General features: G+C 67.3%; 21 protein-coding genes. 7 read left to right on the forward strand and 14 right to left on the reverse strand.

What is annotated here, in order from left to right:
• Positions 1-98: 98 nt before the first annotated feature.
• The 6 genes from J2S73_RS16600 to J2S73_RS16625 all read right to left on the reverse strand — a co-directional run bounded on the left by J2S73_RS16600 (position 99) and on the right by J2S73_RS16625 (position 6,415).
• Positions 99-1,169: an Ldh family oxidoreductase gene (locus tag J2S73_RS16600; RefSeq protein ID WP_306886736.1), complete on the reverse strand. Its 1,071-nt coding sequence runs from the start codon at positions 1,167-1,169 to the stop codon at positions 99-101.
• Positions 1,166-2,449 carry a hydantoinase/carbamoylase family amidase gene (locus J2S73_RS16605; protein ID WP_306886737.1) on the reverse strand — a complete coding sequence of 428 codons (1,284 nt, stop codon included), beginning with the start codon at positions 2,447-2,449 and terminating at the stop codon, positions 1,166-1,168. Before J2S73_RS16605 ends, J2S73_RS16600 begins: the two co-directional genes overlap by 4 nt.
• 69 nt (positions 2,450-2,518) lie before the next feature.
• The gene (locus tag J2S73_RS16610) at positions 2,519-3,304 is read right to left on the reverse strand and encodes an HpcH/HpaI aldolase family protein (RefSeq protein ID WP_306886738.1); all 786 of its coding nucleotides are present in this window, start codon (positions 3,302-3,304) and stop codon (positions 2,519-2,521) included.
• Between the two features lie 35 nt (positions 3,305-3,339).
• Complete coding sequence (locus tag J2S73_RS16615; RefSeq protein ID WP_306886739.1) at positions 3,340-4,317, reverse strand: hydroxyacid dehydrogenase; 978 nt, start codon at positions 4,315-4,317, stop codon at positions 3,340-3,342.
• Positions 4,314-5,216: a hypothetical protein gene (locus J2S73_RS16620; protein WP_306886740.1), complete on the reverse strand. Its 903-nt coding sequence runs from the start codon at positions 5,214-5,216 to the stop codon at positions 4,314-4,316. The genes J2S73_RS16615 and J2S73_RS16620 overlap by 4 nt, the downstream gene beginning before the upstream one ends.
• Positions 5,217-5,449: 233 nt before the next feature.
• Entirely contained in the window at positions 5,450-6,415 is a 966-nt protein-coding gene (locus tag J2S73_RS16625) for a LysR family transcriptional regulator (RefSeq protein ID WP_306886741.1), read from the reverse strand.
• 699 nt (positions 6,416-7,114) lie between these two features.
• Here J2S73_RS16625 and J2S73_RS16630 point away from each other — a divergent pair.
• The gene (locus J2S73_RS16630; protein WP_306886742.1) at positions 7,115-8,800 is read left to right on the forward strand and encodes a thiamine pyrophosphate-requiring protein; all 1,686 of its coding nucleotides are present in this window, start codon (positions 7,115-7,117) and stop codon (positions 8,798-8,800) included.
• A 76-nt stretch (positions 8,801-8,876) separates the two neighbouring features.
• On the opposite strand, the gene J2S73_RS16635 is transcribed toward J2S73_RS16630, so the two are convergent.
• The 7 genes from J2S73_RS16635 to J2S73_RS16665 form a co-directional block, all read right to left on the reverse strand.
• Positions 8,877-10,781, reverse strand: coding sequence for a TRAP transporter permease (locus J2S73_RS16635; RefSeq protein WP_306886743.1), 1,905 nt, complete (start codon positions 10,779-10,781; stop codon positions 8,877-8,879).
• Positions 10,782-11,006: 225 nt separating this feature from the next.
• On the reverse strand, positions 11,007-11,939 hold the full coding sequence (locus J2S73_RS16640; RefSeq protein WP_306886744.1) for a TAXI family TRAP transporter solute-binding subunit: 933 nt from the start codon (positions 11,937-11,939) through the stop codon (positions 11,007-11,009).
• Between the two features lie 94 nt (positions 11,940-12,033).
• Positions 12,034-13,230: an ABC transporter substrate-binding protein gene (locus J2S73_RS16645; RefSeq protein WP_306886745.1), complete on the reverse strand. Its 1,197-nt coding sequence runs from the start codon at positions 13,228-13,230 to the stop codon at positions 12,034-12,036.
• Between the two features lie 43 nt (positions 13,231-13,273).
• Positions 13,274-14,008: an ABC transporter ATP-binding protein gene (locus J2S73_RS16650; RefSeq protein WP_442320081.1), complete on the reverse strand. Its 735-nt coding sequence runs from the start codon at positions 14,006-14,008 to the stop codon at positions 13,274-13,276.
• Positions 14,001-14,801, reverse strand: a complete 801-nt coding sequence (locus J2S73_RS16655) for an ABC transporter ATP-binding protein (RefSeq protein WP_306886747.1) — start codon at positions 14,799-14,801, stop codon at positions 14,001-14,003. The genes J2S73_RS16650 and J2S73_RS16655 overlap by 8 nt, the downstream gene beginning before the upstream one ends.
• A complete protein-coding gene (locus J2S73_RS16660; protein WP_306886748.1) occupies positions 14,798-15,724 on the reverse strand; it encodes a branched-chain amino acid ABC transporter permease in 927 nt (308 codons plus the stop codon). Before J2S73_RS16660 ends, J2S73_RS16655 begins: the two co-directional genes overlap by 4 nt.
• A complete protein-coding gene (locus tag J2S73_RS16665) occupies positions 15,725-16,642 on the reverse strand; it encodes a branched-chain amino acid ABC transporter permease (RefSeq protein WP_306886749.1) in 918 nt (305 codons plus the stop codon).
• Positions 16,643-17,055: 413 nt separating this feature from the next.
• Here J2S73_RS16665 and J2S73_RS16670 point away from each other — a divergent pair, with 413 nt between their 5' ends.
• The 6 genes from J2S73_RS16670 (at position 17,056) to J2S73_RS16695 (ending at position 22,508) form a co-directional block, all read left to right on the forward strand.
• On the forward strand, positions 17,056-18,261 hold the full coding sequence (locus tag J2S73_RS16670) for an FAD-dependent oxidoreductase (protein ID WP_306886750.1): 1,206 nt from the start codon (positions 17,056-17,058) through the stop codon (positions 18,259-18,261).
• A gap of 37 nt (positions 18,262-18,298) precedes the next feature.
• Positions 18,299-19,045, forward strand: coding sequence for a maleate cis-trans isomerase family protein (locus J2S73_RS16675; protein ID WP_306886751.1), 747 nt, complete (start codon positions 18,299-18,301; stop codon positions 19,043-19,045).
• Positions 19,046-19,076: 31 nt separating this feature from the next.
• Positions 19,077-19,988 (forward strand): polysaccharide deacetylase family protein, encoded by a 912-nt coding sequence (locus J2S73_RS16680; RefSeq protein WP_306886752.1) that lies wholly within the window; start codon positions 19,077-19,079, stop codon positions 19,986-19,988.
• Positions 19,943-20,719 carry a GntR family transcriptional regulator gene (locus J2S73_RS16685; protein ID WP_306886753.1) on the forward strand — a complete coding sequence of 259 codons (777 nt, stop codon included), beginning with the start codon at positions 19,943-19,945 and terminating at the stop codon, positions 20,717-20,719. The genes J2S73_RS16680 and J2S73_RS16685 overlap by 46 nt, the downstream gene beginning before the upstream one ends.
• A gap of 65 nt (positions 20,720-20,784) precedes the next feature.
• Positions 20,785-21,621 carry an SDR family NAD(P)-dependent oxidoreductase gene (locus J2S73_RS16690; RefSeq protein ID WP_306886754.1) on the forward strand — a complete coding sequence of 279 codons (837 nt, stop codon included), beginning with the start codon at positions 20,785-20,787 and terminating at the stop codon, positions 21,619-21,621.
• 5 nt (positions 21,622-21,626) lie between these two features.
• Positions 21,627-22,508, forward strand: coding sequence for an MBL fold metallo-hydrolase (locus tag J2S73_RS16695; RefSeq protein WP_306886825.1), 882 nt, complete (start codon positions 21,627-21,629; stop codon positions 22,506-22,508).
• A 26-nt stretch (positions 22,509-22,534) separates the two neighbouring features.
• Here J2S73_RS16695 and J2S73_RS16700 read toward each other — a convergent pair whose 3' ends face one another.
• Positions 22,535-23,323 (reverse strand): GntR family transcriptional regulator, encoded by a 789-nt coding sequence (locus tag J2S73_RS16700; RefSeq protein ID WP_306886755.1) that lies wholly within the window; start codon positions 23,321-23,323, stop codon positions 22,535-22,537.
• Positions 23,324-23,553: the final 230 nt, after the last annotated feature.

Here is a 23,553-nt window from a genome sequence, read left to right on the forward strand (position 1 = left end):
CCGGATTCGGACGCTGATTCGGCAAAGCGCCCGCCAAGCCAGCGGACCAACGGCTGCTTTCTACACATGATGCGAGGCTGCGCTCCGAATCCGACGGGTCAGGTTAGTTCCGGCTGCCCGAGGTCGGCCGCCAACCCGTTCAGCCGGTCGAAGGTCCAGCGCGCCAGCGGGATTCCCTCCGCTTCGCGGGCCTTCTGCGTGCGCTGGCTGCGTTCCCCGGCGAAGCTGATGCCGGTCGCCTCGGCCGCCAGCGGCACCGCCTTCATAGTGTCGATCATCTGCTCCATCGTGGCCTCGAATTCGGCGCGCGGCTGGAAGGCGGAGATGTCGACGGCGAGCATGGTGAAGCTCGTGTTCATCGCGCCGTCGAAAGGGCGGAAGCCGGTCGACGAGCCCGCGAACAGCTGTCCCGCGGCGAGGACGCTGGTGAAGATCTCGTGGACGGCGGCGAGATTGAACGCCTTGTAGCCACCGAACGGCTGCAGCGAGAGGGTCTCGAGCGCGACGGCGGGATCACGGGTTTCGCGACCCTCCGCGTCCAGCGCCCAGCCCGGCGGGATCGCCTCGCCGCGCTCGTTCGCCTTGACGATGCGCTCGACCGCGGCTGCGGTGCAGGCCATGTCGAGCACGAACGCGCCGTAGCGTCCGGCCGGGGCGGCGTAGGCGACCGGGTTGTTGCCCAGCACCGGTACCGTGCCGCCGGGCGGCGCCATCAGCTTGCGCGAGGTATTGGTGAAGGCGGCGCCGACCATCCCGGCATCGGCCGCCATCAGCGGATAGTACTTCGCCGACGTGAACGAGTTGCCGTTGCGCACGGCCACCAGCCCGACGCCGGTCTTGCGCGCCATATCGATCGCCCGCGCCATTGCCCGCGCGGCGGTGACCTGGCCAAGGCTGCGGTTGGCATCCCAGTGCGCCACGGAGGCGCGTTCGGACAGCACGGTGATGTCGGTCGCTGCCCGGTCGCCGCCGGCGCGCACGCGCTCGATCACCTGACAGAGCAGCCGGATGCCGTGGCTTTCCTCACCCATCAGCTCCGCCTGCAGGAAGACGTCGACCGTCTGCGCGGCGTCGGCTTCCGACACGCCGGCCTGGGTCAGAAGTCCCTCGCAGTGCCGGCGCAGCCGATCGGCGGGCAGCAGGACGGACGTCTCGACGTCGGCGCTCATTCGGACCTCCAGGCGGTGGCGGGGGCGGTCAGCATCTCGGTCAGGGCTGCAAGCGCGGCGTCAAAATCCACCATCTCCATCGCCTCGTCCGGATTGTGACTGCCGTTGGCGTTGCGGATGAAGATCATCACGCTCGGCACGCCTGCGTTGGCAAAGGTGGCGGCGTCGTGGCCGGCTCCGCTCGGCATGGTGTGGACAGGCAGGTTCTTCGCGCGGCAGGCATCGTTGACCAGGGCGACAAGGTGCGGCGCCATGATGGCCGGTTTCGATCTGCTGCGGGGGCCGAGATCGAACCGGGTGCCGGTCTCCTGTCCGATCGTCGCGCACAGGGTCTGAAGTTCCTGCTCGACCCGGGCGAGCGTCGCCTCGTTCTGGCTGCGGACGTCGAGACAGAGCCGGACCTCGCCGGCGACCTTGGAGAAGGAGTGGTTCGCCGGATCGGTCCCGATCTGGCCGAAGGTCACGGTCAGGTCCTCGCCGTCGGCCTCCATCCGCTCCCAGAGCCCCTGCATCCCGACCACCAGCCGGGCCGAGGCGACAGCCGCGTCCCGTCTCAGGTGACGCGGCATCGCTCCGGAGTGAGAATATTCGCCGCGGCAGACCATTTCCCGGAAGCGGAAGCTGCCCCGGATGCCCGAGACGGCAGCGAGCGGCAGGCCGGCATCGATCAGCGCAGGCGCCTGCTCGATGTGCGGTTCGATGTAGGCGACGACGGTCTCCGGCGTCAGCCAGGAGGCACCGTTGCGCACGCCCTCGGCGTCGAAGCCGAGTGCATCGATGTGGTGGGCCAGCGTTTCGCCGCTGTCGGAGCGGCGAACACCATCGACGATCCCCTCCTCCAGCCGGCCGAGGGCCGTCTTCGAGCCGATGTAGGAGTGCGGAAACCAGCAGCTTTCCTCCGCCCTCAGGCAGGCGACGGTAACGTCGTAGGCGGGCACGACGCCCGCCTCCGCCAGCGCCTTCTGGGCGGCCACGCCCATGATCACGCCCGCGGCGCCATCGAAGTTGCCGCCGTGGGGAACGCTGTCGAGATGGCTGCCGACGACGATGCGCTTCGAGCGATCCCGGCCGGCGAGCGTCAGGAACTGGTTGCCGGCGGCATCGAAGGTCTGCTCCGCCCCGAAGGCCATCGCCGCCTCGGCGACGAGCGCGAACGCGGCCTGTTCACCGTCGCCGTACGTGACCCGGGTCACGCCCGGATCGTCGCGGGTCTGCTCGAAGAGCGCGTCGAACAGGCCGGAGGCGAGCCTGCGCGCCGCGTCGAGGTCGAGGGAAGGCATGGAAGGCCCTTTTTTTGTACGGGCGATGCGGGGCCGGTCTAGGTCATGTCTTGACCGCTGCCCCCCGGATTATCGACCGCCCACCTCGTGCAGCTTCGGCACCGCGGCACGGGCGGTGTTGAACACCATCGCCGCATCGTTCTGATACGGGATCCACTTGCAGCCCTTGGAAACCCAGTCGCCCGCCATCTCCGGCGACTGCGCCGACAGGCCGTAGGTCACGCCGTGCTTCTTGCAGAGCCCGAACACCTCGTCATAGGCCTCGTGCAGAACCTTGGCTTGAAGGTCGCCCGGTACGCCGAGGTCCTGGCTCAGATCGTCGGGTCCGATCATGATCGCGTCGAGGCCCTCGACTTTCAGGATATCCTCCAGATTGTCGATGCTCTTGCGCGTCTCCACCATAGCGACGGTCAGCGTTTCCTGGTTCAGGTGGGCGATCACCTCGGCCGGCGGCGCGACGAAGTAGTCGGTGTGCGGCCCCTTCAGGTTCATCGGGCGATTGCCAATCGGGTAGTACTTCACCTGCTTGATGATCGCCTCGAGCTGGCTGGCATCGTCGATCGACGGCAACAGAAGTCCCTGCGCACCGGCGTCGAGCGGCCGGGTCAGGTCGTGCGGCTTCAACGTGCCGGCTGGGCGCACGATCGGGGCCAGGCCACATTCGCGGGCGTACATCGCCAGCGTTCCGACCGTCTGCATCGAAAAGTCGGTGTGCTCCATCTCGATCAGCACGAAGTCGAAGCCGGCAACCGCCAGGATCTTCACGACGCGGGGATGCGGACACAGCGTGATCCAGGTGCCGAATGCGGGCTTGTCCTCGGCCCAGAGCGCCTTCACGGGGTTGGACTTGATCATCTCGATTTCCTTGCTGGGGTGCGGGGCGGAGGGGATCAGGCCACCTTGCGGCGGCGCTCCCACACGTCCGGATTGACCATGTGCTCGGGCCTTTTCCCGTTCAGGACGGCAAGCACCGCCTCTGCTGCCTGGACGGCGGTGCGCTCCGCAGCCTCCTCGGTCGACCCGCCGATGTGAGGCGACAGCACGAGGCCCTTGCAGGCGAGATAGGGATGGTCCGCGGGCGGCGGCTCGGTCTCGAACACGTCGAAGGCGGCGCCGCGCAGGTGGCCGCCCTCGACCGCCTCGACCAGCGCTTCGCGATCGACGAGCGCGCCACGCGCAGTGTTGATCAGCGCCGCGTCCTTTTTCATCGCGAACAGCCGCTCGCGTGAGAAGAGCCCGCGGGTGCGCGGCGTCAACGTCTGGTGCAGGGAGACGTAGTCGGCCTCGCCGAGGGCGGCGTCGAGATCGGGCGCGGCGACAAATCCGGCGGCCTCGATGTCAGCCGCCGGAACCGACGGGCTGTGCACAAGGATGCGCATGTCGAACGCCGCCTTCGCCACTTCCGCCGTGCGCCGGCCGATCCGGCCGAAGCCGCAGATCAGGAGCGTCTTGCCGCTGACCTCGCGGAAATCGCGGGTGTAGCGATAGTCGAACCGGTCATCCCGGACGGCCGTGTCGCACTCCCGCACCCGCTTGGCGATCGCCAGCATGTGGGCGATCACCAGCTCGGCGACCGACTGGACGTTGGCGTAGGGCGTGAACGCGATCGGCAGGCCGATTTCGGTGGCGTAGTCCACGTCGACCGGATCCACGCCGATGCCATGATTGCCAAGCACCTGAAGCTTGGAGCCCGCCTCCATCGCCGCCCGGTTGAGCCCGGCATTGCGGGTGATGGCCGCATCGGCGCCGACGATCTCGCGGGCAACCGTCTCCATGTCATGGGCACTCGCCTGGACGACTTCCAGCCCGGCCTCCTCCAGCAGCGCGATCCCGCTTGGATGGATCGGCTGGATCAGAAGGCACTTCATGCCGTCGCCTCGAGGACGAAGCGGTCATGCAGCGCGCGCGCCTCGGCGGTGGTCACGAACTGCCCGTGCCGCTTCGGCACCACGTCGAGGAATCGGCGATAGCGCTCCAGCCACTCCGGTACCCCGACGGAGGCGGTGTGGAACAGGCAATGGACGATCTGCGATCGCTCTTCGCGCTCGGCGCGCGCAACAATCGCGGCCCAAACACGCTCGAGATTGTCGAGTTCGCTCATCTCCACGTGCAGGATGTTCTCGTACGCCTCGCCCTCGCCGTCGGACCCGATCGGGATCTCCAGAATCCTGGTGCGCCGCTGCCCCTCCCAGGGCTCACGCGGTTTTTCGGGAATGTAATCCGCGCTCAGCGATGCATGGGTCCAGATCGCCTCGCGGTCGGGCTTGTTCATGCCGGGGCAGCAGGAATAGTCGACCAAGACCTCCTGCGCCTCCATCAGCTCGTTCATCAGCGGATGATAGGCATTGTGGCCGCCGCGATAGGCAACCGGGATAATGCCGGCGTCCTCGAGGCGGCGCTGGCAGTCCTTGAACACCTCCGCCATGTGCTCGGGCTCGTCGTAGCGGGTGCCCTCGCCCTTGATCTCCTCGTGGAGGTGAACTGACAGCTCGCCGCCCATCTGCACCGCCTCGCGGTAGACGTCGAGCATCTCGCCCTCGTAGTAGCCGGTCCGGCAATAGGTGCCCGCATGCGGCGTGAGGATGAACTTGCCGTCCGTCATCGACTTCATTTCGCCGATGAGCTGGCGCGTATCGAGGACCGACTGCGGCACGTTCGGCGGATCGACGCGGAAGTTCCGGCCGGGGTCGAAAGGCGCATAGACCAGCCAGTTCACGTCGATCAGCGGCACCACATAGACGCGGTTGTCGTCGGGTCCGAAGGCCACGCATCACCTCCTGCTTGGTTCGTATTTCCAAGCATTTATAGAAGGCCGGCCGGCGCCCGAACAAATCCAATGACCCGAACGATTATTCGACGCAACTTCACAATCGGCCGCATAGATAATTGTTTTCCGCGGTATCCGGCGGGTGCCTATCTGGGGAGAAGGGCAGCGACGCGCTGCAGCGATGGCCGGGCGGATCGGCGCCCTCCGAAGCGGCCGCCTCAACGCAGGTGCCGCTAGAACAGCCTGGTCTTCTCCAGGGCCTTGTGATCCCACTCGACGTTCGGAAAGTGGGCCTCCATCTCGCCGTCGACGATGCAGCGGTGCAAGGAGGCCAGGATCGCGGAGGCCGCCGGAGACAGGCCCTGCCCCTTTTTCCAAAACAGCGAGATGGGGCGCCGAATTGTCGGGTTGGAGAGCGGCCGGCGGCGGATCAGCGACTGGTTCTCGCGGGGCAGCGCAAGATCCGGCGCGGCGGAAATGCCGATACCCTCCTCGATCATGCCGCTCAAAGTGGCTAGGTTGGAGATTTCGCTGACGATTTTGAGCGAGATCCCGAGCTTTTCGACCGTTTCATCTACCAGGTCCCGAATGCCGGTTTCGTGGGACATGGCCACGAAAGGCTGACCATCCAGATCCGCCCATCGGATCGCGCGCTTGCGGGCCAGGGGCGAAGTAACCGGCACCACGACGCACATCATGTCCTTGGCGAACGCGCAAGCATCGAGATCGCTATGGGCCACGACGGCGCTGCCGATCCCGAAATCCGCGTCGCCCGAGAGGATCATCGCGGCCACGCCCTTCATGTTGCTATCGCGGATCGTCACGTGAATGTTCGGGAACTGCTTCTCGTTGACGGCAAGTACGCGGGGCATCAGGCGTGAAGCGACCGATGGCAGACAGGCAACGGTGACGTTTCCCTGGCGCCGCTGGACCGTATCCTGGACGTTGGCCATCAGGTTGTCGAATTGGCGCAGGATGTCGCGAGCGTGCGGGATGAAGCTCAGGCCTAGCGGCGTGATGTAAACCGACCGGGTGGTTCGATTGAACAATGGACTGCCGATATGATCTTCCAGCTGACGGATGCACTGCGACAGGGCCGGCTGCGAAAGATTGAGCGCGGCCGCCGCTTTCACGAAGCTCCCCTTGTCCGCGACCATCACGAAGGCGCGGAGCTGCCGCAAATTGACACTATTCACCATTTCAAAACAAAAGCGCCCAGTTATTTGATTTGCCTATAAAAATAGCACCGGCGGTCCGCCGTCAATCGCGCGTCGGATCGCCGAAACTGGACCATCCCCATGCAGAACCGGGACCGGGCAGCAATAATCTGTCTGCCTTCAACGCTTTGAGGCGACCGCGGGCGAGGGCAAACTCGTGCTTGGTTGATTTTTTTGACACGGAGCCAGAAGTCGATCATTAGCCCAGTCCCAGATCCCTTCAAGGAACTTCCAAATCTGAGCAATCGACATGCCGACGCGGTCGAGGTGCCGGGGTACGGATCGGAGGGGCTGGCACCTCGCTGAAGATCCACTCTGAATTCAGAATACGGTGCCCCAGTCCGCACGACGGATCGGGGACGACCCTTGCGCGGGTGGCGACGGAAGGGGCGGACGAAGGCATGTCCGTCACGGATGAGGCGGTCCCGCCCGCCCGTATCGGGTCGTGACGACCGGCCCGACCGCTCCGTATTTGTCTGGACAACCCGGCCCGCCTCCTCAACACTGGACCCGATCGAGCAGCCCGCAGCCGCGGGCGTCCGCCTGCCCGTCCCGCGACTCCCGTGGCCCGGATCTTCCGTGCCCGAACGCCCGGCACCACCGGCCGGCCGTGTCGCCCGGTCGGGTCCGGACGCTCCACGGCCCAGAGCGGGCAGACACGCCATTGGAGGGACGGACGGCATGAGCGAGGGACGCGGGCTTCTGGCGGCGGAGGCCTATCTGCGGGCGATGAAGCGGTACGGCATCGATGCGCTCTATGCCGTCGCCGGCACCGACTTTCCCTCCGTCGTCGAGGCTTACGGCCGGGTCGGCGAGCAGTCGGACGATCTGCCCCGCCCGCTGATCTGCCCGCACGAGAACCTCGCGGTCGCGATGGCGCACGGCCACGCCCTCGTCACCGGCCGTCCCCAGGCGGCGATGGTGCACGTCTCCGTCGGCACCGCGAACATGGTCTGCGGCGCGATGAACGCCGCCCGGGACAACGTGCCGATCCTGCTGTCGGCCGGCCGCACGCCGGTGACGGAGCAAGGGCCGCACGGCACCCGGACCCGGTACATCCACTGGGCCCAGGAGATGTTCGACCAGGCCGGCGTCCTGCGCGAGGCGGTGAAGTGGGACTACGAGATCCGCTACGGCGAACAGGTGGAGGACGGCCTCGCCCGGGCGCTGGAGGTGGCGATGGCGCCGCCGCCCGGCCCGGTCTACCTCTCACTGCCACGCGAGATGCTGGCGGAGACCGTCAACCCGAACCGGCCGGACCGGCGCCCGACGCCGGCGAGCCTGCCCTTCCCCGACCCGGCCGCGATCGACCGCCTCGCCGACCGGCTGCGGGCCGCCGACGCGCCGCTGATCATCACCGCCAACTCGGGGCGCGATCCGGCAACAGTGCCGCTTCTGGCCGAACTCGCGGAGCGCTGGGCCGTGCCGGTGGTCGAATTCAATCCGCGCTCGATGAACATCGCCGCCGATCATCCGATGCATCTGGGCTTCGAGCCGGCCGGCCTGGTCGGAGGGGCCGACCTGATCGTGACGATCGGCGTCGACGTGCCCTGGGTGCCGGCCGTCACGAAGACGCGGCCGACCGGCGCGATCGTGGAGATCGGCCTCGACCCGCTGCACGCCCGCTATCCGATGCGGAGCTTCAACGGCGAGGAGGCGATCACGGCGGCGCCGGCCCAGGCGCTGGCGGCCCTCATCGAGGCGCTCGGCCCGCTGGGTGATGCGGAGCCGCGGATCGAGGCGCGCCGTGCCCGGATCACCGAGGCCCACGCCCGCACCCGGGAGGCCATTGCGGCGGAAGCGGCCGGCGACAGGATGACGGCGGCAAGCGCAAGCCGGGCACTGGCCGAGCTTCTTCCGGCGTCCGCGACCATCGTCAACGAATACTCGTTCAAGGTCGCCCAGGCCGGCCTCAGCCGGCCGGGCTCCTACCATGGTTCGACGCCCGCCGGCGGCCTCGGCTTCGGCTTCGGCGCCGCGCTCGGCATCAAGAATGCCGGCGTGCCCGGCCCCGTCGTCGCCATGCTCGGCGACGGCGCCTACATGTTCAACAACCCGTCCGCCTGCCACTGGGCGGCGGAGGCGCACGGCCTGCCGATCCTGTCGGTGATCTTCAACAACCGGCGCTGGGGCGCGGTCCGCAATTCCACGCTCGCCATGTACGGCCAGGGGGCGGCGGCGGCGAGCGACGGCATGTTCATGGCCGACCTGTCGCCCTCGATCGATCACGTGATGCTGGCCAGGGCCCACGGCGCCCACGCCGAAGCAACCGGCGACCTCGCCGAGCTGCCGACGCTGGTCGATCGCGCGCTCACGGCCCTCGCCGGCGGCAAGCAGGCGCTGATCTCACTCGATCTGCCGGAATAGGCGGCGCCCGCCCAAATTCACACGCGCCTGAAAGCGCCGCGCCCGTCCGGAGCGCGGCGTTTTCACGTGTGTTGATTCAGGAGGCTTCCTGACGCGCGGGTGCGGCCACGCCCGGCCGCCGGCTGTGCCAGACGATCAGGGCGATGCCGGCGATCGCGCTCGCCCAGGTGGCGATCACCAGTGCATCCACCCCGCCCGACGGCACGATACAGATCACGCCGAGCACCCCGGCCAGCACCCGTTCGGCCAGGCTCAGCCGGCGCATCCCGTAGCCCAGCATCGCCGCCGTCACCAGCGGCACCGCGATCAGCGCGAAGGCGGTTTCCGACAGGACGGCGAACACGCCGCCCTGCATGAGCAGCGCCGGGTGATAGATGAACACGAACGGCAGCACGAACGCGATCCAGCCGAGCCGGATGCACTCGAAGGCCGTGGCCATCGGCTTCGCGCCGGCCATCGTCGCGGCCGCAAAGGCGGCGAGCGCGACCGGCGGCGAGATCATCGACAACAGGCCGAAATAGAAGACGAAGAAGTGCGCCTCGAGCCGGCCGATTCCGAGCTGGACCAGGGGCGGCGCGGCCAGCGTGGCGAGCAGCAGGTAGACGCCGGTGGTCGGCAGGCCCATGCCGAGAATGATCGACACGATCGCCGTCAGCACCAGGAGAAGGATCAGGGAATCCTGGCCGAGCTGCAGCAGTACGAAGGTCAGGCCGAACGACAGGCCGGAACTCGACAGAAGCCCGATGATCATGCCCGCGACGGCGCAGATCAGGAGGATCTCGGCGGAATCCCGGCCGGCGTCGTAGATCGCCCGGACGAACGCGCCCGGCGACACCCGGTGCGGCCCCCCGAGATTGAACAGGCCGATCACGATCAGCGCGCAGGAGGCCCAGACCACCGCCTGTTCCGCCGACGTGTCGAACGCGAACAGGCCGGTGAGCAGCGTCAGGATCGGCACCACCACGACCATCGCGTGTCGCACGATCACCGAGGCCGGCTTCGGCGGCTCCTGCTCTCCCGATCCGAGATTGTGCTTTTCGGCCAGGAGCGAGATCTGCAGGTAGACCGAATAGAAATAGAGCAGGGCCGGGATCGTCGCGGCGATGATGATCTCGCGGTAGGGCATCCGCAGATATTCCGCCATCAGGAACGCGGCCGCGCCCATCACCGGCGGCAGGATCTGGCCGCCGGTGGAGGCGACCGCCTCGATCGCGCCGGCCGTCTGGGCGCGGAAGCCGGCCTTCTTCATGGCCGGGATCGTGACCACGCCGGTCGACATCACGTTGGAGACGGCGCTGCCGGAGATCGAGCCCATGAAGGCCGACGCGATCACCGACATCTTGGCGGTCGCCCCGCGCTTGTCGCCGGCAAGCGCCCGGGCGGCATCGGTCAGCACGCCGGCCCCGCCGGTCACGACCAGGAGCCGGCCGAAGATGATGAACATGACCACCACGAAGGCCGCGACCTGGAGCGCAGACCCGAGCGTGGCGGCGCTGTCGACGCCGACGAAGCGGATGATCTCGGGAAGCGGGATCGGCTTACCCTGCAGCCGGCCTGGCACGTGGTTGGAAAACAGCGCGTAGAGCACGATCGCCAGCAGAATGAAGATAAGGCTCTTGGCGCCGACCCGGCGCAGCCCCTCCAGGGCGATCAGGCAGACGCCGGCTCCCAGCAGGAGCGATTCCGTCGGATGGAAGAAGGCGCCTTCCGACAGCACCGGAAAGCGCCACAGAATATGGACCGCGACCCAGAGGCTGATCGCCACCAGGACCAGATCGACCGCGAGCATCAGCCCGCGCTCCTCGGTGGCATTGCGCAGAAACACCGAGGCGGCCGCGAGCCCGAGCATGAAGCCCGCAACCTGCTCGGGATAGACCAGCAGGCCGAGATAGAGCGGCACGTTGAGCGCCCACGCAACCGGCAGCAGGGCAACCGCAAGGCACAGAACCCACAGGGCGACGTTGACGACAGTCCGGCGCATGGCCGCTCCACCTGGCTGGAGCATTTCCAGGCGAAGTGGGAACCGGTTCGCCGTCAGGAAATGCGTCGAAACAATTGGTTAGAGCCGGCCAGCGATTCCGTGAAACGCTGAACGGGTCTAGAGCAGGTCCCGTCCGGACCGACCGGCGCGAACGGGACGTGTTTGGGACCTTGACCCAAACGTCGTTGTGTCCGGCCGGACGTTTCCGCCCGGCCGGAGCAGGCCCTAGTTCAGGCCGAGGTCCTTGCAGGCCGCGAGCGCACCCGGATGATATTCGAGGTCGCTGTTCTTGCACATCTCGTCGCGCTTGAAGTCGGACCAGATCGGGCTGGAAGCAATCAGCGCGTCGGAATTGTCGTAGATTGACTTGAACACGCTGGAGACGACCGCGTCGTCGACGTCCTTGTTGGCCCAGAGCATGTAATCGTAGGCGAAGATCGTCGCGCCCTCGTCGATGCCGGGCAGATCGTCGCTCGCCTCGACCTCGTAGAGGAAGATGCCGGGCATCAGTTGCTCCATCCCCGGCAGGTTCTCCTCGGTGAAGGACAGGAACTTGATGTCGCCCAGCGAGGCTTCGAGATCGTAAGTCGGGCGGGCACCGAGGGCGGAGATCGAGATCGCCGTCTGGCCCTGCTTCAACGCCTCGTACATGCGCGGGAAGTTGGCGACGGGGACCTCGGTGACGTCGTCATAGGTCAGGCCGCCGGCCTGGAGCCCCATCCGGATCACGAACTCGCCGAGCGAGTCGTCCGGGAACCTGGGCACACCCTTGCCCTTGAGGTCGGCGAAGGAGTCGATGCCGGACTCCTCCGTCACGACCAGTCCCGCCACGAACGGGAACAGCGTCGCGACCATGCGCAGGTTCGGGTTGGGCTCGCTGGACATCCCCTCGCCCTTCACCGCGTACCAGGTCTGCGGGAAGTTCGCGACGCCGAACTCCAGCTGGCCGGCGTTGACGAGCGGGATGTACTGGGAGGTGTTGGCGACGATCTGCGGCCGCATCTGGATCTCGCCGTCGGCGGAGACCTCGTTGGCAATCGCGGTGGCGAGCTGGTTGGTGGCGCCGCCCTGGGTGGTGCCGATGCCGACGGTCTGGGCCGAGGCCGCGGCGATCGACGTCAGCACGAGCGCCGACGAGATCAGGATGGATTTGAACATCTTGGTGCCTCTCTGGATTTTCTGGTTGGAGGGGTCCGACGCCGCCCGCGCCGAGACGCGAGCGGCCAGGACCGGACGACGCGCTGCCGCGTCGCTACTCGCAGGGATCGGCCGGAACCTCGTCGAACTTGGTCCACTCGCCGTCCTTGATCTCGATGATGTAGCCGGGCAGCTGCGCGTCCTGCCCCTGGAAGCAGATGTCGTCGCCGATGATGCCGGAGAAGACGATGCCGTCCATCGCGTCGACGATGGCCTGGCGCTCCTCCTCCAGCTTCGCCGGATCGCCGGTGACGTCGGCTTCCTCCATCGCCTGCTTCAGCATGTAGACGATGTCGTAGGCCTGGGCGTCGGAATGGTGCGCGCCCAGCTTGTGGATGCCGCGGGCCTCGGCCTCTTGCACGAACGCCTCGTTGAAGGCGGCGGACTCCTCGGTGCGGCCCTTCCAGAAGCCGGCGACCAACAGCGTGCCGTCGCCGGCCTCGCCGAACAGCTCGACCACGTTCGGATCGGCGAAGATCTGGGAGCCGATGATGCGGCCGTCGTAGCCCAGCCGGCGCAGCTCCTTGATCACCTTGGAAGCCTGGTCCGGCAGGCCTGCGATGGCGACGATGTCCGGGTTTTCCTGTTTGATCTTGGCCGCCTGGGCGGACATGTCGAAGCTCTTGAACTGGACCGGGATCGGCTCGCCGTACTCGATGTCGTACTTGTCGAACAGCGCCGGATAGAGCTTGGTGCCGGCGATGTTGGAGACGACGTCGTCGGAGATGTAGACGATCTGGGCCGTATCGGCCTTGATCCCGTCCTTCTTCATGGTGTCGAGCAGACGGCCGAACTGGACCGCCTCGTCCTCCGAAAGCCGGAAGATGTAGCTCTTGCCGTCGACCAGCCCCGGCGCCGAAGACGAGGTCGGCAGCATCAGCGTCTTGAAGCGCTCGGCGTCATTGAGGGCGACGCGGGTCTCGCTCGACGAGAACGGCCCGATGATCGCGAGCACGTCGTCGTCCTGGATCAGCTTGCGGGCGCCGACCGACGCCTGCTTCGGATCGGAGCCGGTGTCGAAGCGGACGATCTCGATCGGCTTGCCGTTGATGCCACCGTTGGCGTTGATCTTCTCGACAGCGATGTCGACGGCGACCACGCTCGGCTCGCCCGGCCCCTTCAGCACGCCCGACGTGGCAACGAGGTTGCCGATCTTGATGGTGTCCTGGGCGAACCCGGCGGCCGGAGCCATCGTCAGCCCGACCGCCGCGGCCACAGCCGCCGCGATCATCGTCCCTGCAATTCTACGCATCTCCGCTCCCCTTCTGTTGCTTGCGGAAGTCCGTTCGAAAGTCTCATCCCGCCGCCGGTTGGGCGGGTGCCGGGGCGCCACCACCGAGGTAGGCCTCGGTCAGCGCCTCGTCGCGCATCAGCTCCGCCGACGTGCCCTCCAGCACGACAGCGCCCAGATCCAGGACGTAGGCGCGGGCGGCCAGTTCGAGCGCCATGGTGGTGTTCTGCTCGACCAGCAGGATCGCGATGCCTTCGCGGTTCAATTCGCCGAGCAGATCGAACAGCCGTTCCACGAACAGCGGCGAGAGACCCAGCGACGGCTCGTCCAGCATCACCAGCCGCGGCCGGCCGAGCATCGCACGGCCGATCGCGAGCATCTGCTGCTCGCCGCCCGACAGCACGCTCGCCTTCATGTCGCGCCGCTGGGCGAGGTTCGGGAAGCGGTCGTAGATCGCGTCGATGTCGCTCTCCACCGCGCCGTCGCGGCGCAGATAGGCCCCCATCAGCAGGTTCTCGTGCACCGTCATGGAGACGAAGATCTGGCGCCCTTCCGGCACCAGCATCACGCCCGAGCGCACCCGCGCCGCCGAGCTCTGGGCGGTGAGGTCGACGCCGTCGAACACGATCCGGCCGCCGGCCGGTTTCACGGCGCCCTGCAGCGCGCGCAGCAGCGAGGTCTTGCCGGCGCCATTGGCACCGAGGACGGCGACGATCTCGCCCTGGCCGACGGTAAGGTCGGCGCCCTTCACCGCCCGGGTGCGGCCGTAGGAGACATCGAGCCCGCTGACCTCAAGCAACATGGGTGCCTCCCGCATTGGCGGGCGCGGCGTGGCGCGGCCCCAGATAGGCCTCCAGCACCTGCGGGTCCTCCTGCACGTGCGCGGTCGCGCCGTCGTAGACCTTGCGGCCGAAATTCAGCACCACGGCGTGGTCGCAGAGGCTGCGCACCAGCCCCATGTCGTGCTCGACGACGAGCAGCGTGATGCCGCTCTCGGAGATCTGCAGGAGAAAGTCGCGCAGGCTCGCCGTCTCGGTCGGGTTGAGACCGGCGGCCGGCTCGTCGAGGAGCAGGAGCCGGGGTTCGGAGGCGAGCGCCCGCACCACCTCGATTTTCTTGCGGATGCCGTAGGGCAGCGTCGCCACGACCTCGCCGGGGAAGGTGCCGAGCCCCATCCGCGCAAGCAGCGCCTCCGCCTCGCGCCGCCACTTCGAACGCCCGAACAGCGACAGCGGCGCGGCCATGCCGGCGAGCGTGCCGGCCTTCGCCTGCTGGCCAAGCATGATGTTCTCGACCACGGACAGGTGCGGCATCAGCCGGATGTTCTGGAAGCTGCGCGCCATGCCGAGCCGGATGCGCCGGCGCGACGGCTCGTCGGAGATCTCCCGGCCGGCGAGGGTGATGGTGCCGGCGGTCTGCCGGTAGACGCCGGAGACGAGGTTGAACACCGTCGTCTTGCCGGCCCCGTTCGGGCCGATCAGCGCCGTGCGGCTGCCTTCGGCGACGTCGAAGCTGACGTCCTCCACCACGGTGAGACCGCCGAACGACTTGGTCACGCCGTTCAGCGACAGGAGCGGTTCGCCGGCGCTCATACCGTCGCCTCGCGCGAAGCGGAGTCCGGTGCGCGCCGCAGCCGAAGCCGTTCGATCATGGTGCGGGTGATCATGCCTTCCGGCCGGAACACCATCATCAGCACGGTGAACACGCCGAGGATGACGAAGCGCCAGGACGCATCGGGCGGCGAGACGACCCCCTCATAGCCGATCAGGGAGGCGATGAAGGCGTTCGCGGCCGGGACCACCGCGCGGAACACCTCCGGCAGGAGCGTGAAGAAGGCGGCGCCGGCGAGCGGCCCCCAGGCCGTCTGGGTGCCGCCCAGAAGGACGTAAAGCAGCACATAGATCGACATCAGAGCGTTGAAGCCCTGGATCTCGACATAGGTGTAGGTGTGGGCGTAGAGCACGCCGGCCAGCCCGGCGAAGGCGGCGCCGATGGCGAAAGCGGTGACCTGCACGCCGCGGATATTGACGCCCATCAGGTCGGAGACGACCTCGTCGTCGTGCACGGCGCGCATGACGAGGCCGAACCGGGTCGACATGATGTAGAAGACGATCAGCGTCACGATCACTGCGGCCGCGATCGGCACCTCGTAGTCGACATAGGTCGGCACCGGCAGGCCCATCGCCCCGCCGAGCGTCTCGGAATTGAGGATCAGCCCACCGACCACCTCCGCGAAGGCGAAGGTCGCCAGCACCAGATAGACGCCCCGGGTGCGCAGGATCGGAAACGCGATCAGGAAGCCGATCACGCCGGCGAGCACGAACCCGGCCGCAACGGTGACGACGAGCGGCATGTCATACTGGAAGGAGAGATAGGCCGCGCTGTAGGCGCCGATGGCGTAGAAGCCGGCGCCGCCGAGATTGAGCTGGCCGGTCGCGACGGGAAGGAAGATCCCGTAGGCGAAGACGATGTTGATCGCGAGAAGCGAGAGGATGCCCGCCCAGTAGCCGCTCATCTACAGCTTCCCCTTGCCGATGGCGTGGTGGCCGAACAACCCCTGGGGCCGGATGAACAGGGTGAAGAGCAGCAGTCCCCAGACCGCGACCTGCACCGTGTCGGCGCCGAAGAAGTTGATGGTCATCGTCTCGGTGAGGCCGACGATCAGACCGCCCAGCACCGCACCCCAGATCGAGCCGAGGCCGCCGACCACCATGCCCGCGATCGCCTTGGTGCCGATGTCCTCGCCCATCAGCGGCGAGACCTCGCCGTAGTTCACCGCGAACAGCGCGCCGGCGAGCCCGCACAGGAGCCCGGTCAGCATGAACACGACGGGCACGATGCGGTGAATGTCGACGCCGAGAATGTTGGCCGCGTCCGGGTTTTCCGCGATCGCGCGCAGGCCCCGGCCGAGCGCGCTCTTCTTGAGGAGCCAGGTCAGCCCGACCACGATGGCCAGCACCACGACCAGGCTCATGAGCTGCGGCACCCGCACGAAGACGCCGCCGATGTTCAAGGTCAGGTCGGCCGAGGGGCCGGGAAAGCGCTGGGCATCGGTGCCGTAGGCGATGCGGACCAGGTTTTCGATGATCAGCAGGAAGCCGAGCGAGGAGACCAGCGGGATCGCGTGCTCGGTGGAGTCGCCGTACTTGGTCTTCAGGTAGCGGAAGGTGAACCGCTCCACCACCAGAGAGGCCAGGATCGCGAGCGCGATGCCGACGGCCAGCGCGATCGGCCAAGGCAAAGGTCCGGACAAACCGAACGGCAGCCCCCAGTAGGCCACGGCCCAGCCGACCATGCCGGCGAGCATGAACAGCGTCGGGATCGTGAAATTGAGAAAATTGAGCACGCCGATCGTCAGCGTGAACGCGACCGCCACGGTCACGTAGACGCTGCCCAGCATCAGGCTGTTCACCAACTGCTGCAGCAACAGCATGCGCAGCTCCCTCCGTCTAATTTGTATACAAAAGAGCCGCCATTTCGCAGGCGGGACTGCCTAGTTTGTATCCAAACCGGGACGGACGGCCCGCACGAGCCGCGTCGGACCCGCACCGACGAAGAGCTGTACCAGCACGCATGGCTGCCTGAAGTGTCGATCGAGAGGCATCCGCTAGTCCCCGCTTCTGGACGCCGAACTCGAGATAATCCCGAGATATCAGCGCTTTGGCGCGACCCTTCTGCGCGGGCCTTTGCGCCGTCCGGTCGGATGGAGGCTGTTTATCCGGCCCCGTCCGCCCAATTTCTTGTCATGAACATATCGCCATTTTCATGCTTGATATGTCCTGACAACTTGTACACATTGAAAACCGGAACTGACGATGTCAAGCGGAACATTGGGGTTTGCAGAGAATGGGTGGCGTTGAAGAACGGGTCCTGGTCGTCGGCGCGGGACCTGTCGGCCTTGTCGCGGCGAGCGCGCTTGCCGAGGCGGGCATTCCGGTGACCGTCCTGGAAGCGAGCACGGAGCTGCCGAAGGACCTGCGCGCCTCCACCTTTCATCCCCCGACCCTCGACATGCTCGACCGCTTCGGCGTGACCGACCGGCTGATCGAGCGGGGCCTGATCTGCCCGCACTGGCAGTTCCGCGACCGCACCGAGGGCGTCATCGCGACCTTCGATCTCGGCATTCTGGCGGGCGAGACCAGCCACCCCTACCGGCTGCAGTGCGAGCAGTGGAAGCTGACGGAGATGCTGCGCGACCGGATGGAGGAGAAGGGCCTCCTCGAGATCGTCTACAACGCGTCGGCCGAGGGCGTGACCCAGGACGAGAACGGCGTCGAGGTCACCTTCAGCCGTCCGGACGGCGCCTCCGAGACGATCCGCGGCCGCTTCCTGATCGCCGCCGATGGCGCCCACAGCGCGATCCGCCGCTCCCTCGACATCGAGTTCGAGGGCCTGACGATCCCGGAGATCTTCCTGTCGATGTCGACCACGTTCGACTTCGACGCCGCGATCCCGGACCTGTCGCCGATCGCCTACCTGACCGATCCGGACGAATGGGCCGTCCTGCTGCGCACCCCGTCGCTTTGGCGGGTGCTGCTGCCGACCGATCCGGAGCTTACAGAAGACGAGATCAAGGCGCCGGAGACGATGGAGCGCCGGCTGCAGAAGCTCTGCCCCAAGGACGGCGCCTACGACGTGGTCCACGCCACCGCCTACCGGGTGCACCAGCGCGTGGCGAAGAGCTACGTCGCCGGCCGCGTGTTCCTCGCCGGCGATTCCGCCCATCTCAACAACCCGCTCGGCGGCATGGGCATGAACGGCGGCGTCCACGACGCCATCAACCTCACCGACAAGCTGGTCGACGTGTGGAACGGCAAGGCCCCGCTGGAGAGCATGGCGCGCTACGAGCGCCAGCGCCGCAAGGCCTGCATCGACACCGTCCAGGCGCAGACGATCCGCAACCGCCAGATCATGGCCGAGAACGATCCGGAAGCCCGCAAGGCCTACCACGACGAATTGCGCCGCACCGTCGCGGATCCGGAAGCCCACAAGACCTATCTGATGCGCTCGTCGATGATCCAGTCGCTGCGCGACCTCGAGGCCGTGGCCTGATCGCGGGCCGATTTCCCGAACAAGGAGCAAAAAGCTGATGGTGGACAGTCTCGGCTATCGGATGAAGTTCGGCGTGATCGCGCCTTCGACGAACACGTCGGTGCAGCCGGAATTCGATTCGATGCGTCCCGTGGGCGTGACCAACCACTTCTCGCGCATCCGTATCCCCGACGATCCGGTGCACACCGACGAGGACTTCAACGAGCTCGTCATGCGCATCCGCGCCGCCACCATCGAGGCGATCGATTCCGTGCTGACCTGCTCGCCGGGCGCGATCGTCATGGGCATGTCGGCGGAGACCTTCTGGGACGGCAAGTCCCGCGCCGACAGCCTGAAGGACGAGATCACGGCTCATGCGGGGATGCCCGTCGCGATGGGCTCGGACGCGTGCCAGGCGGCGCTGTCGAAGTTCGGCGACATCAAGCGGATCGCCGTGATCACGCCCTACATGCCGATCGGAGACGAGCAGGTGCGCCGCTTCTTCACCGACTGCGGCTACGAGGTCGTCACGGTGAAGGGACTGAAGTGCAAGAGCCCGATGCTGATCGCCCACGAAAGCGAGAAGACGCTCCGCGACGCGATCAACGAGGTCAACGATCCCTCCGTCGAGGCGATCGTCCAGGCCGGCACCAACCTCGCCATGGCGCGCGTCGGCGCGATCGCGGAGTTCTGGCTCGACAAGCCGGTGATCGCGATCAACACCGCCACCTACTGGCACGGACTGCGCATGAACGGCATCGAGGACAAGGTGCAGGGCTTCGGCTCGCTCCTGTCGCACTACTGACCCGGTCCTCCCTCAAACCCGAAGGGCGACGATGGATTACGACTTCGTTCCGATGCCCCGGCGCAAGCCGCTGAAGTGGCCGAACGGCAAGCGGCTGGCGCTGATTCTCACCACCAACCTGGAATACTGGGACAAGGTGCAGGAGAGCGACCGCCCCTACTATCCGGGCGGTCCGGGCATCGTCGGCGGCAACCTGCCGGGCAATGTCTACGACAACCCGAACTTCACCTGGCGCGAATACGGCCAGCGGGTCGGCGTCTGGCGCATGTTCGACGTCTTCGACGCCGAGGATGTGCCGTCGAGCTGCACCATCAACGCCAAGATCGCCGAGGAGCGGCCCGAGATCGTGGAGGCCGCGCTCGACCGGGGCTTCGAGATCGTCGCCCACAACTACGTCCAGGACGAGCTTCTCACCGACTACATGTTCGACGAGGCGGCGGAACGCGCCGTGATCCGCCGCACCCTCGACACCTACGAGAAGGTGGTCGGAGAGAAAGCCAAGGGGTGGCTGTCGAGCTCGCTGCGCTCGACCCTCAACACCATCGACATCCTCGCCGACGAAGGGCTGATCTTCGTCACCGACCTGCTCAACGACGACCAGCCCTATCTGGTGAAGACGCGGTCCGGACGGCCGATGGTGTCGATTCCCTACACGTCCGAGGTCAACGACTTTTCGTTCCTGCGGCAGGGGCTGACCGTCGACACCGGCTTCCAGATGTTCAAGGAACAGTTCGACTGGCTCTATGCGGAGGGCGCGAAGAGCGGCCGGATCATGAACATCGGCCTGCACCCCCATGTGATCGGCCAGCCGTTTCGGATCCGCGCGCTGCGCGACTTCATCCGCTACGCTAAGACGTTCGACGGGGTGTGGTTCGCGAGCCGGGAGGAGATCGCCGAATGGTATCTGCAAAACCACGCCTCGCACATCGATCCGACGCCATGAGCTTCGAGGCGAACCTGCATGAGATCGCCCGCGAGCGGCCGGACCTCGTCATCGGCGGACGGGCGGACGATCAGGACGCGGAGCGGCAGCAAAAGCCCGCCGAACGGGCCTATCAGGGTATCCGGCGCGCGATCCTGACCGGCGAACTGAAGAGCGGCGCGCACCTGCGCGAGGAGCATCTGGCGCAGCTGACCGGCACCAGCCGCACCCCGGTGCGCGAGGCGCTTCGCCGGCTCGTTGCCGAGGGGCTGGCGACGGTGGAGAACCGCCACCGCTACGTGACCGACTTCTCCTATGACGAGGTGGAGATCATCTTCGAGGTCCGCGCCAAGCTGGACGCCTACGCGGCCGCCGTTGCCGCCCAGAAGATCAACGACGCCGAGCTGAAGCGTCTCGCCAGCCTGATCGAGGCCATCGACTTCATCGAGGACGACGGCAGCGACGCGGCGGTGGAGCGCTTCGTTTCGCTCAACAGCGCCTTCCACGGCGTCATCGTCGAAGCCTCCCGGTCGCGACAGCTGCATGCCCTTACCGCCCAGGCGACCGCCCTGCCGCTGGTGCTGATCAAGCAGTTCGTCTGCGACCAGAAGATCAACATCGCCCGCTCCAACGCCCAGCATCGCGACATCCTCGCCGCGCTTACCAAGCGCGACAGCCAGTGGGCGGAGGCGGCGATGGCGGGACACGTCCTTTCCACCAAGCCGAAGCCGGGACAGGGCTTCGACCGGTAACGGGCGCCGAGCCAGCGGACCGTCGAGGCGCCGATCCTTCACGTCTTTCATTGCCGGAGCGCGCCATGTACCGCCATCCTTCCCTGACCGGACGCGTCGTCGTGGTGACCGGGGCCTCGCGCGGGCTCGGCCGCGAGATGGCTTTGGAGCTGGCCGCTGCCGGTGCATCGCTGGTCCTGTGCGGATCGACCGAAAGCGAGGCGCTGGCCGCCACACGGGCGGAGGCCGCGGCACTCGGGGGTGACGAGGTCGTGGTCGCAGTCGCCGCCGATGTGGCCGACCCGGAAGCCTGCCGGAAGGTCGCCGAAACCGCGCTGGGGCGCTTCGGACGCATCGACGTGCTGATCAACAATGCCGGCATCGGAATGCGCCTGATCAGCGAGCGGTTCAACACCGAGCCGACCCGGTTCTGGGAGGCGCGGCCGGAGGCATGGCGCGCGATCGTCGACGCCAACGTCAACGGGCCGTTCCAGATGGCGGCCGCCGTCGCCCCCGCGATGATCGAGCGCGGCTTCGGCAAGATCATCAATGTCTCGACCAGCGACCAGACCATGGTCCGCCGCGGCTATTCTCCCTACGGCCCGAGCAAGGCGTTCCTGGAGGCGGCGTCTCGGGTCTGGGCCCAGGATCTCGCAGGGACGGGCGTCGACGTGAATGTCTACCTGCCCGGCGGCGCGGCCGACACAGACCTCCTGCCGCCGAGCGCCCAGAAGAAGGGCGCGGACGGCAACCTCCTGCCGGCTTCGATCATGCGGCGCGGGATCGGCTGGCTCGCCTCCGACGCCTCCAACGGCGTCACGGGCGCCCGCTTCATCGCCCGGCTCTGGAACGAGGAGCTCCCCCCGTCGGAGGCCGCGGCCGGCGCACGCTCGCCGCACGTCGACAAGCCGGCGATCATGTGAGCGCGATGTTCACGCTCGGCCAGGCCACCGTCCGCCGCATCGTCGACATCGACCGCTTCGCGCTGCCGCTCGACTTCCTGTTTCCGGACGCGAGCCTCGCGGCCCTGGGCGCCGACGCGGAGGCGCTCGCGCCGGATCATCTGGACCTCGCCGAGGGCGCGGTGCTGCTTGGGATACAGAGCCACCTGATCGAGGTCGGCGGCCTCAGGGTCCTGATCGACACCTGCGTCGGCGAGCACAAGGAGCGCGCACTCCGGCCGGACTGGCACCGCCGCGCCGGCGGCCCCTATCTGCCCGCGCTTGCCGCCGCCGGCGTGACCCCGGACGACATCGACATCGTGCTGTGCACCCATCTCCACGCCGATCATGTCGGCTGGAATACCCGGTTGGAGGGCGGCCGCTGGGTCCCGACCTTTCCGAACGCCCGCTATCTGGTCGGCCGCACCGAGCTGGAGCACTGGTCGGCGGTGGAGCGCAAGACGCCCGGATCGGCCAATCACGGCGCGTTCGCCGACAGCGTCGCGCCGATCGTCGAGGCGGGACTCTGCGAAACCGTCGAGGACGGGTTCGAGATCACGGCCGGACTGACCATCGTGCCGCTCGCCGGCCACTCGCCGGGGCAGGTCGGCCTGGAGGTCGCACCGGCAGAGGGACCCGCCGCCCTCTTCTGCGGCGACGCGATCCATTCGCCCGTCCAGGTGATCCGGCCGGACTGGTCGAGCCGCTTCTGCCACGACGGCGAGGCGGCCGCCCGGCTCAGACTGTCGCTTCTCGACCGCGCGGCCGACGACGGATCGCTGCTGGTGCCGGCGCATCTCCGCCGCGCCGATGCGCTGCGGGCGGACCGGCGTGGAACCGGTTTCCGGCCGGTGATGGTTTCAGCATGAGCCCGCGAGGCGTCCGTCGCAGCTCTTCAGCTCCGGCCGTTGCCGGACTGGTCGCCCTGCCGGCTGCGCTGGATGTGCATCACGTAGGTCATCTGGTCGGCCGGGTGCCAGTTGAACGAGGCGATCAGGACACCGGCCTCGGTCACGTAGCGGCGCAGGATCTGCAGCGACCAGGAGCCGGGGCGCAGGCCGAGCAGCCGGCCGATCTCCGGCGGCATCTCGGTCGCCCGAATTTCCTGGACGGCCTCCTCGATCGGTCCTTCGGCGTGGCTTTCCAGAAGCGAGAACAGCGGCCCCTGATGCTGGGCGAAGCTCGGAACCACCTCGCTGAAGCGGGCCGGCACATAGCTCTGGATGTAGCAGATCGGCTTGCCGCCGGGCTCTGTCCAGCGCATGCCATCGACCCGGTACCACTCCTCGCCGGCAAGGCCGCCAACGCGCTCGGCGACCTCGGCCGTAAGCGGCTCCAGCGTGGTGCCGAGGATCACGTACCAGGTGTCGACCGCGACCTGGAACAGCTCCTCCAGCGAACCGTAGGACTGGTAGAAACTCGACACCGGCCGGGTGGAGATGACCCGGGTGCCGACGCCCTGCCGGCGCTCGACGTAGCCGTGCTCGGTCAGGTGGCGCAGCGCCTCGCGGATCGTGAAGCGGCTGGTGTCGAACTCGGCGGCGAGCTCGATCTCCGTCGGCATCAGACTGCCGACCGGATAGAAGCCGTCCTTCAGCCGATCCTCCAGGATCTTGCGGATGCGTGCATAGCGCGGACCTTCCGGCCCCGCCGTTCCGCCAGTTGTGGACGTCGTATCCGCCACGTCGCCGGTTCCCGATCCAGATCTCTCAGTCCCATGCCTAGAGCTTTTCGCGGCGGTGCGAAAGTTCCGGCGCGCCCGGACCTCGCCTGCTTCGGAACCGCAGCTTTCGACGGGCGCGGCCCGTCGCCGCGCCGATTGGTCGCCTCTCGCATGGGCTCGACACTTTGTCTGGACAATGTGATACAATCCATGGGATTGGGTCCGCATCAATCTCGTGAGGCCACAGCGCG

The sequence above is a fragment of the Amorphus orientalis genome (assembly GCF_030814015.1).
GTDB lineage: Bacteria > Pseudomonadota > Alphaproteobacteria > Rhizobiales > Amorphaceae > Amorphus > Amorphus orientalis.

Excerpts from the sequence above, each read along its gene's own strand:
- J2S73_RS16600 (WP_306886736.1), bottom strand. The coding sequence starts at position 1,169 with ATGAGCGCCGACGTCGAGACGTCCGTCCTGCTGCCCGCCGATCGGCTG.
- J2S73_RS16605 (WP_306886737.1), bottom strand. The coding sequence starts at position 2,449 with ATGCCTTCCCTCGACCTCGACGCGGCGCGCAGGCTCGCCTCCGGCCTG.
- J2S73_RS16610 (WP_306886738.1), bottom strand. The coding sequence starts at position 3,304 with ATGATCAAGTCCAACCCCGTGAAGGCGCTCTGGGCCGAGGACAAGCCC.
- J2S73_RS16615 (WP_306886739.1), bottom strand. The coding sequence starts at position 4,317 with ATGAAGTGCCTTCTGATCCAGCCGATCCATCCAAGCGGGATCGCGCTG.
- J2S73_RS16625 (WP_306886741.1), bottom strand. The coding sequence starts at position 6,415 with ATGGTGAATAGTGTCAATTTGCGGCAGCTCCGCGCCTTCGTGATGGTC.
- J2S73_RS16630 (WP_306886742.1), top strand. The coding sequence starts at position 7,115 with ATGAGCGAGGGACGCGGGCTTCTGGCGGCGGAGGCCTATCTGCGGGCG.
- J2S73_RS16635 (WP_306886743.1), bottom strand. The coding sequence starts at position 10,781 with ATGCGCCGGACTGTCGTCAACGTCGCCCTGTGGGTTCTGTGCCTTGCG.
- J2S73_RS16640 (WP_306886744.1), bottom strand. The coding sequence starts at position 11,939 with ATGTTCAAATCCATCCTGATCTCGTCGGCGCTCGTGCTGACGTCGATC.
- J2S73_RS16645 (WP_306886745.1), bottom strand. The coding sequence starts at position 13,230 with ATGCGTAGAATTGCAGGGACGATGATCGCGGCGGCTGTGGCCGCGGCG.
- J2S73_RS16655 (WP_306886747.1), bottom strand. The coding sequence starts at position 14,801 with ATGAGCGCCGGCGAACCGCTCCTGTCGCTGAACGGCGTGACCAAGTCG.
- J2S73_RS16660 (WP_306886748.1), bottom strand. The coding sequence starts at position 15,724 with ATGAGCGGCTACTGGGCGGGCATCCTCTCGCTTCTCGCGATCAACATC.
- J2S73_RS16665 (WP_306886749.1), bottom strand. The coding sequence starts at position 16,642 with ATGCTGTTGCTGCAGCAGTTGGTGAACAGCCTGATGCTGGGCAGCGTC.
- J2S73_RS16670 (WP_306886750.1), top strand. The coding sequence starts at position 17,056 with ATGGGTGGCGTTGAAGAACGGGTCCTGGTCGTCGGCGCGGGACCTGTC.
- J2S73_RS16675 (WP_306886751.1), top strand. The coding sequence starts at position 18,299 with ATGGTGGACAGTCTCGGCTATCGGATGAAGTTCGGCGTGATCGCGCCT.
- J2S73_RS16680 (WP_306886752.1), top strand. The coding sequence starts at position 19,077 with ATGGATTACGACTTCGTTCCGATGCCCCGGCGCAAGCCGCTGAAGTGG.
- J2S73_RS16685 (WP_306886753.1), top strand. The coding sequence starts at position 19,943 with ATGGTATCTGCAAAACCACGCCTCGCACATCGATCCGACGCCATGAGC.
- J2S73_RS16690 (WP_306886754.1), top strand. The coding sequence starts at position 20,785 with ATGTACCGCCATCCTTCCCTGACCGGACGCGTCGTCGTGGTGACCGGG.
- J2S73_RS16695 (WP_306886825.1), top strand. The coding sequence starts at position 21,627 with ATGTTCACGCTCGGCCAGGCCACCGTCCGCCGCATCGTCGACATCGAC.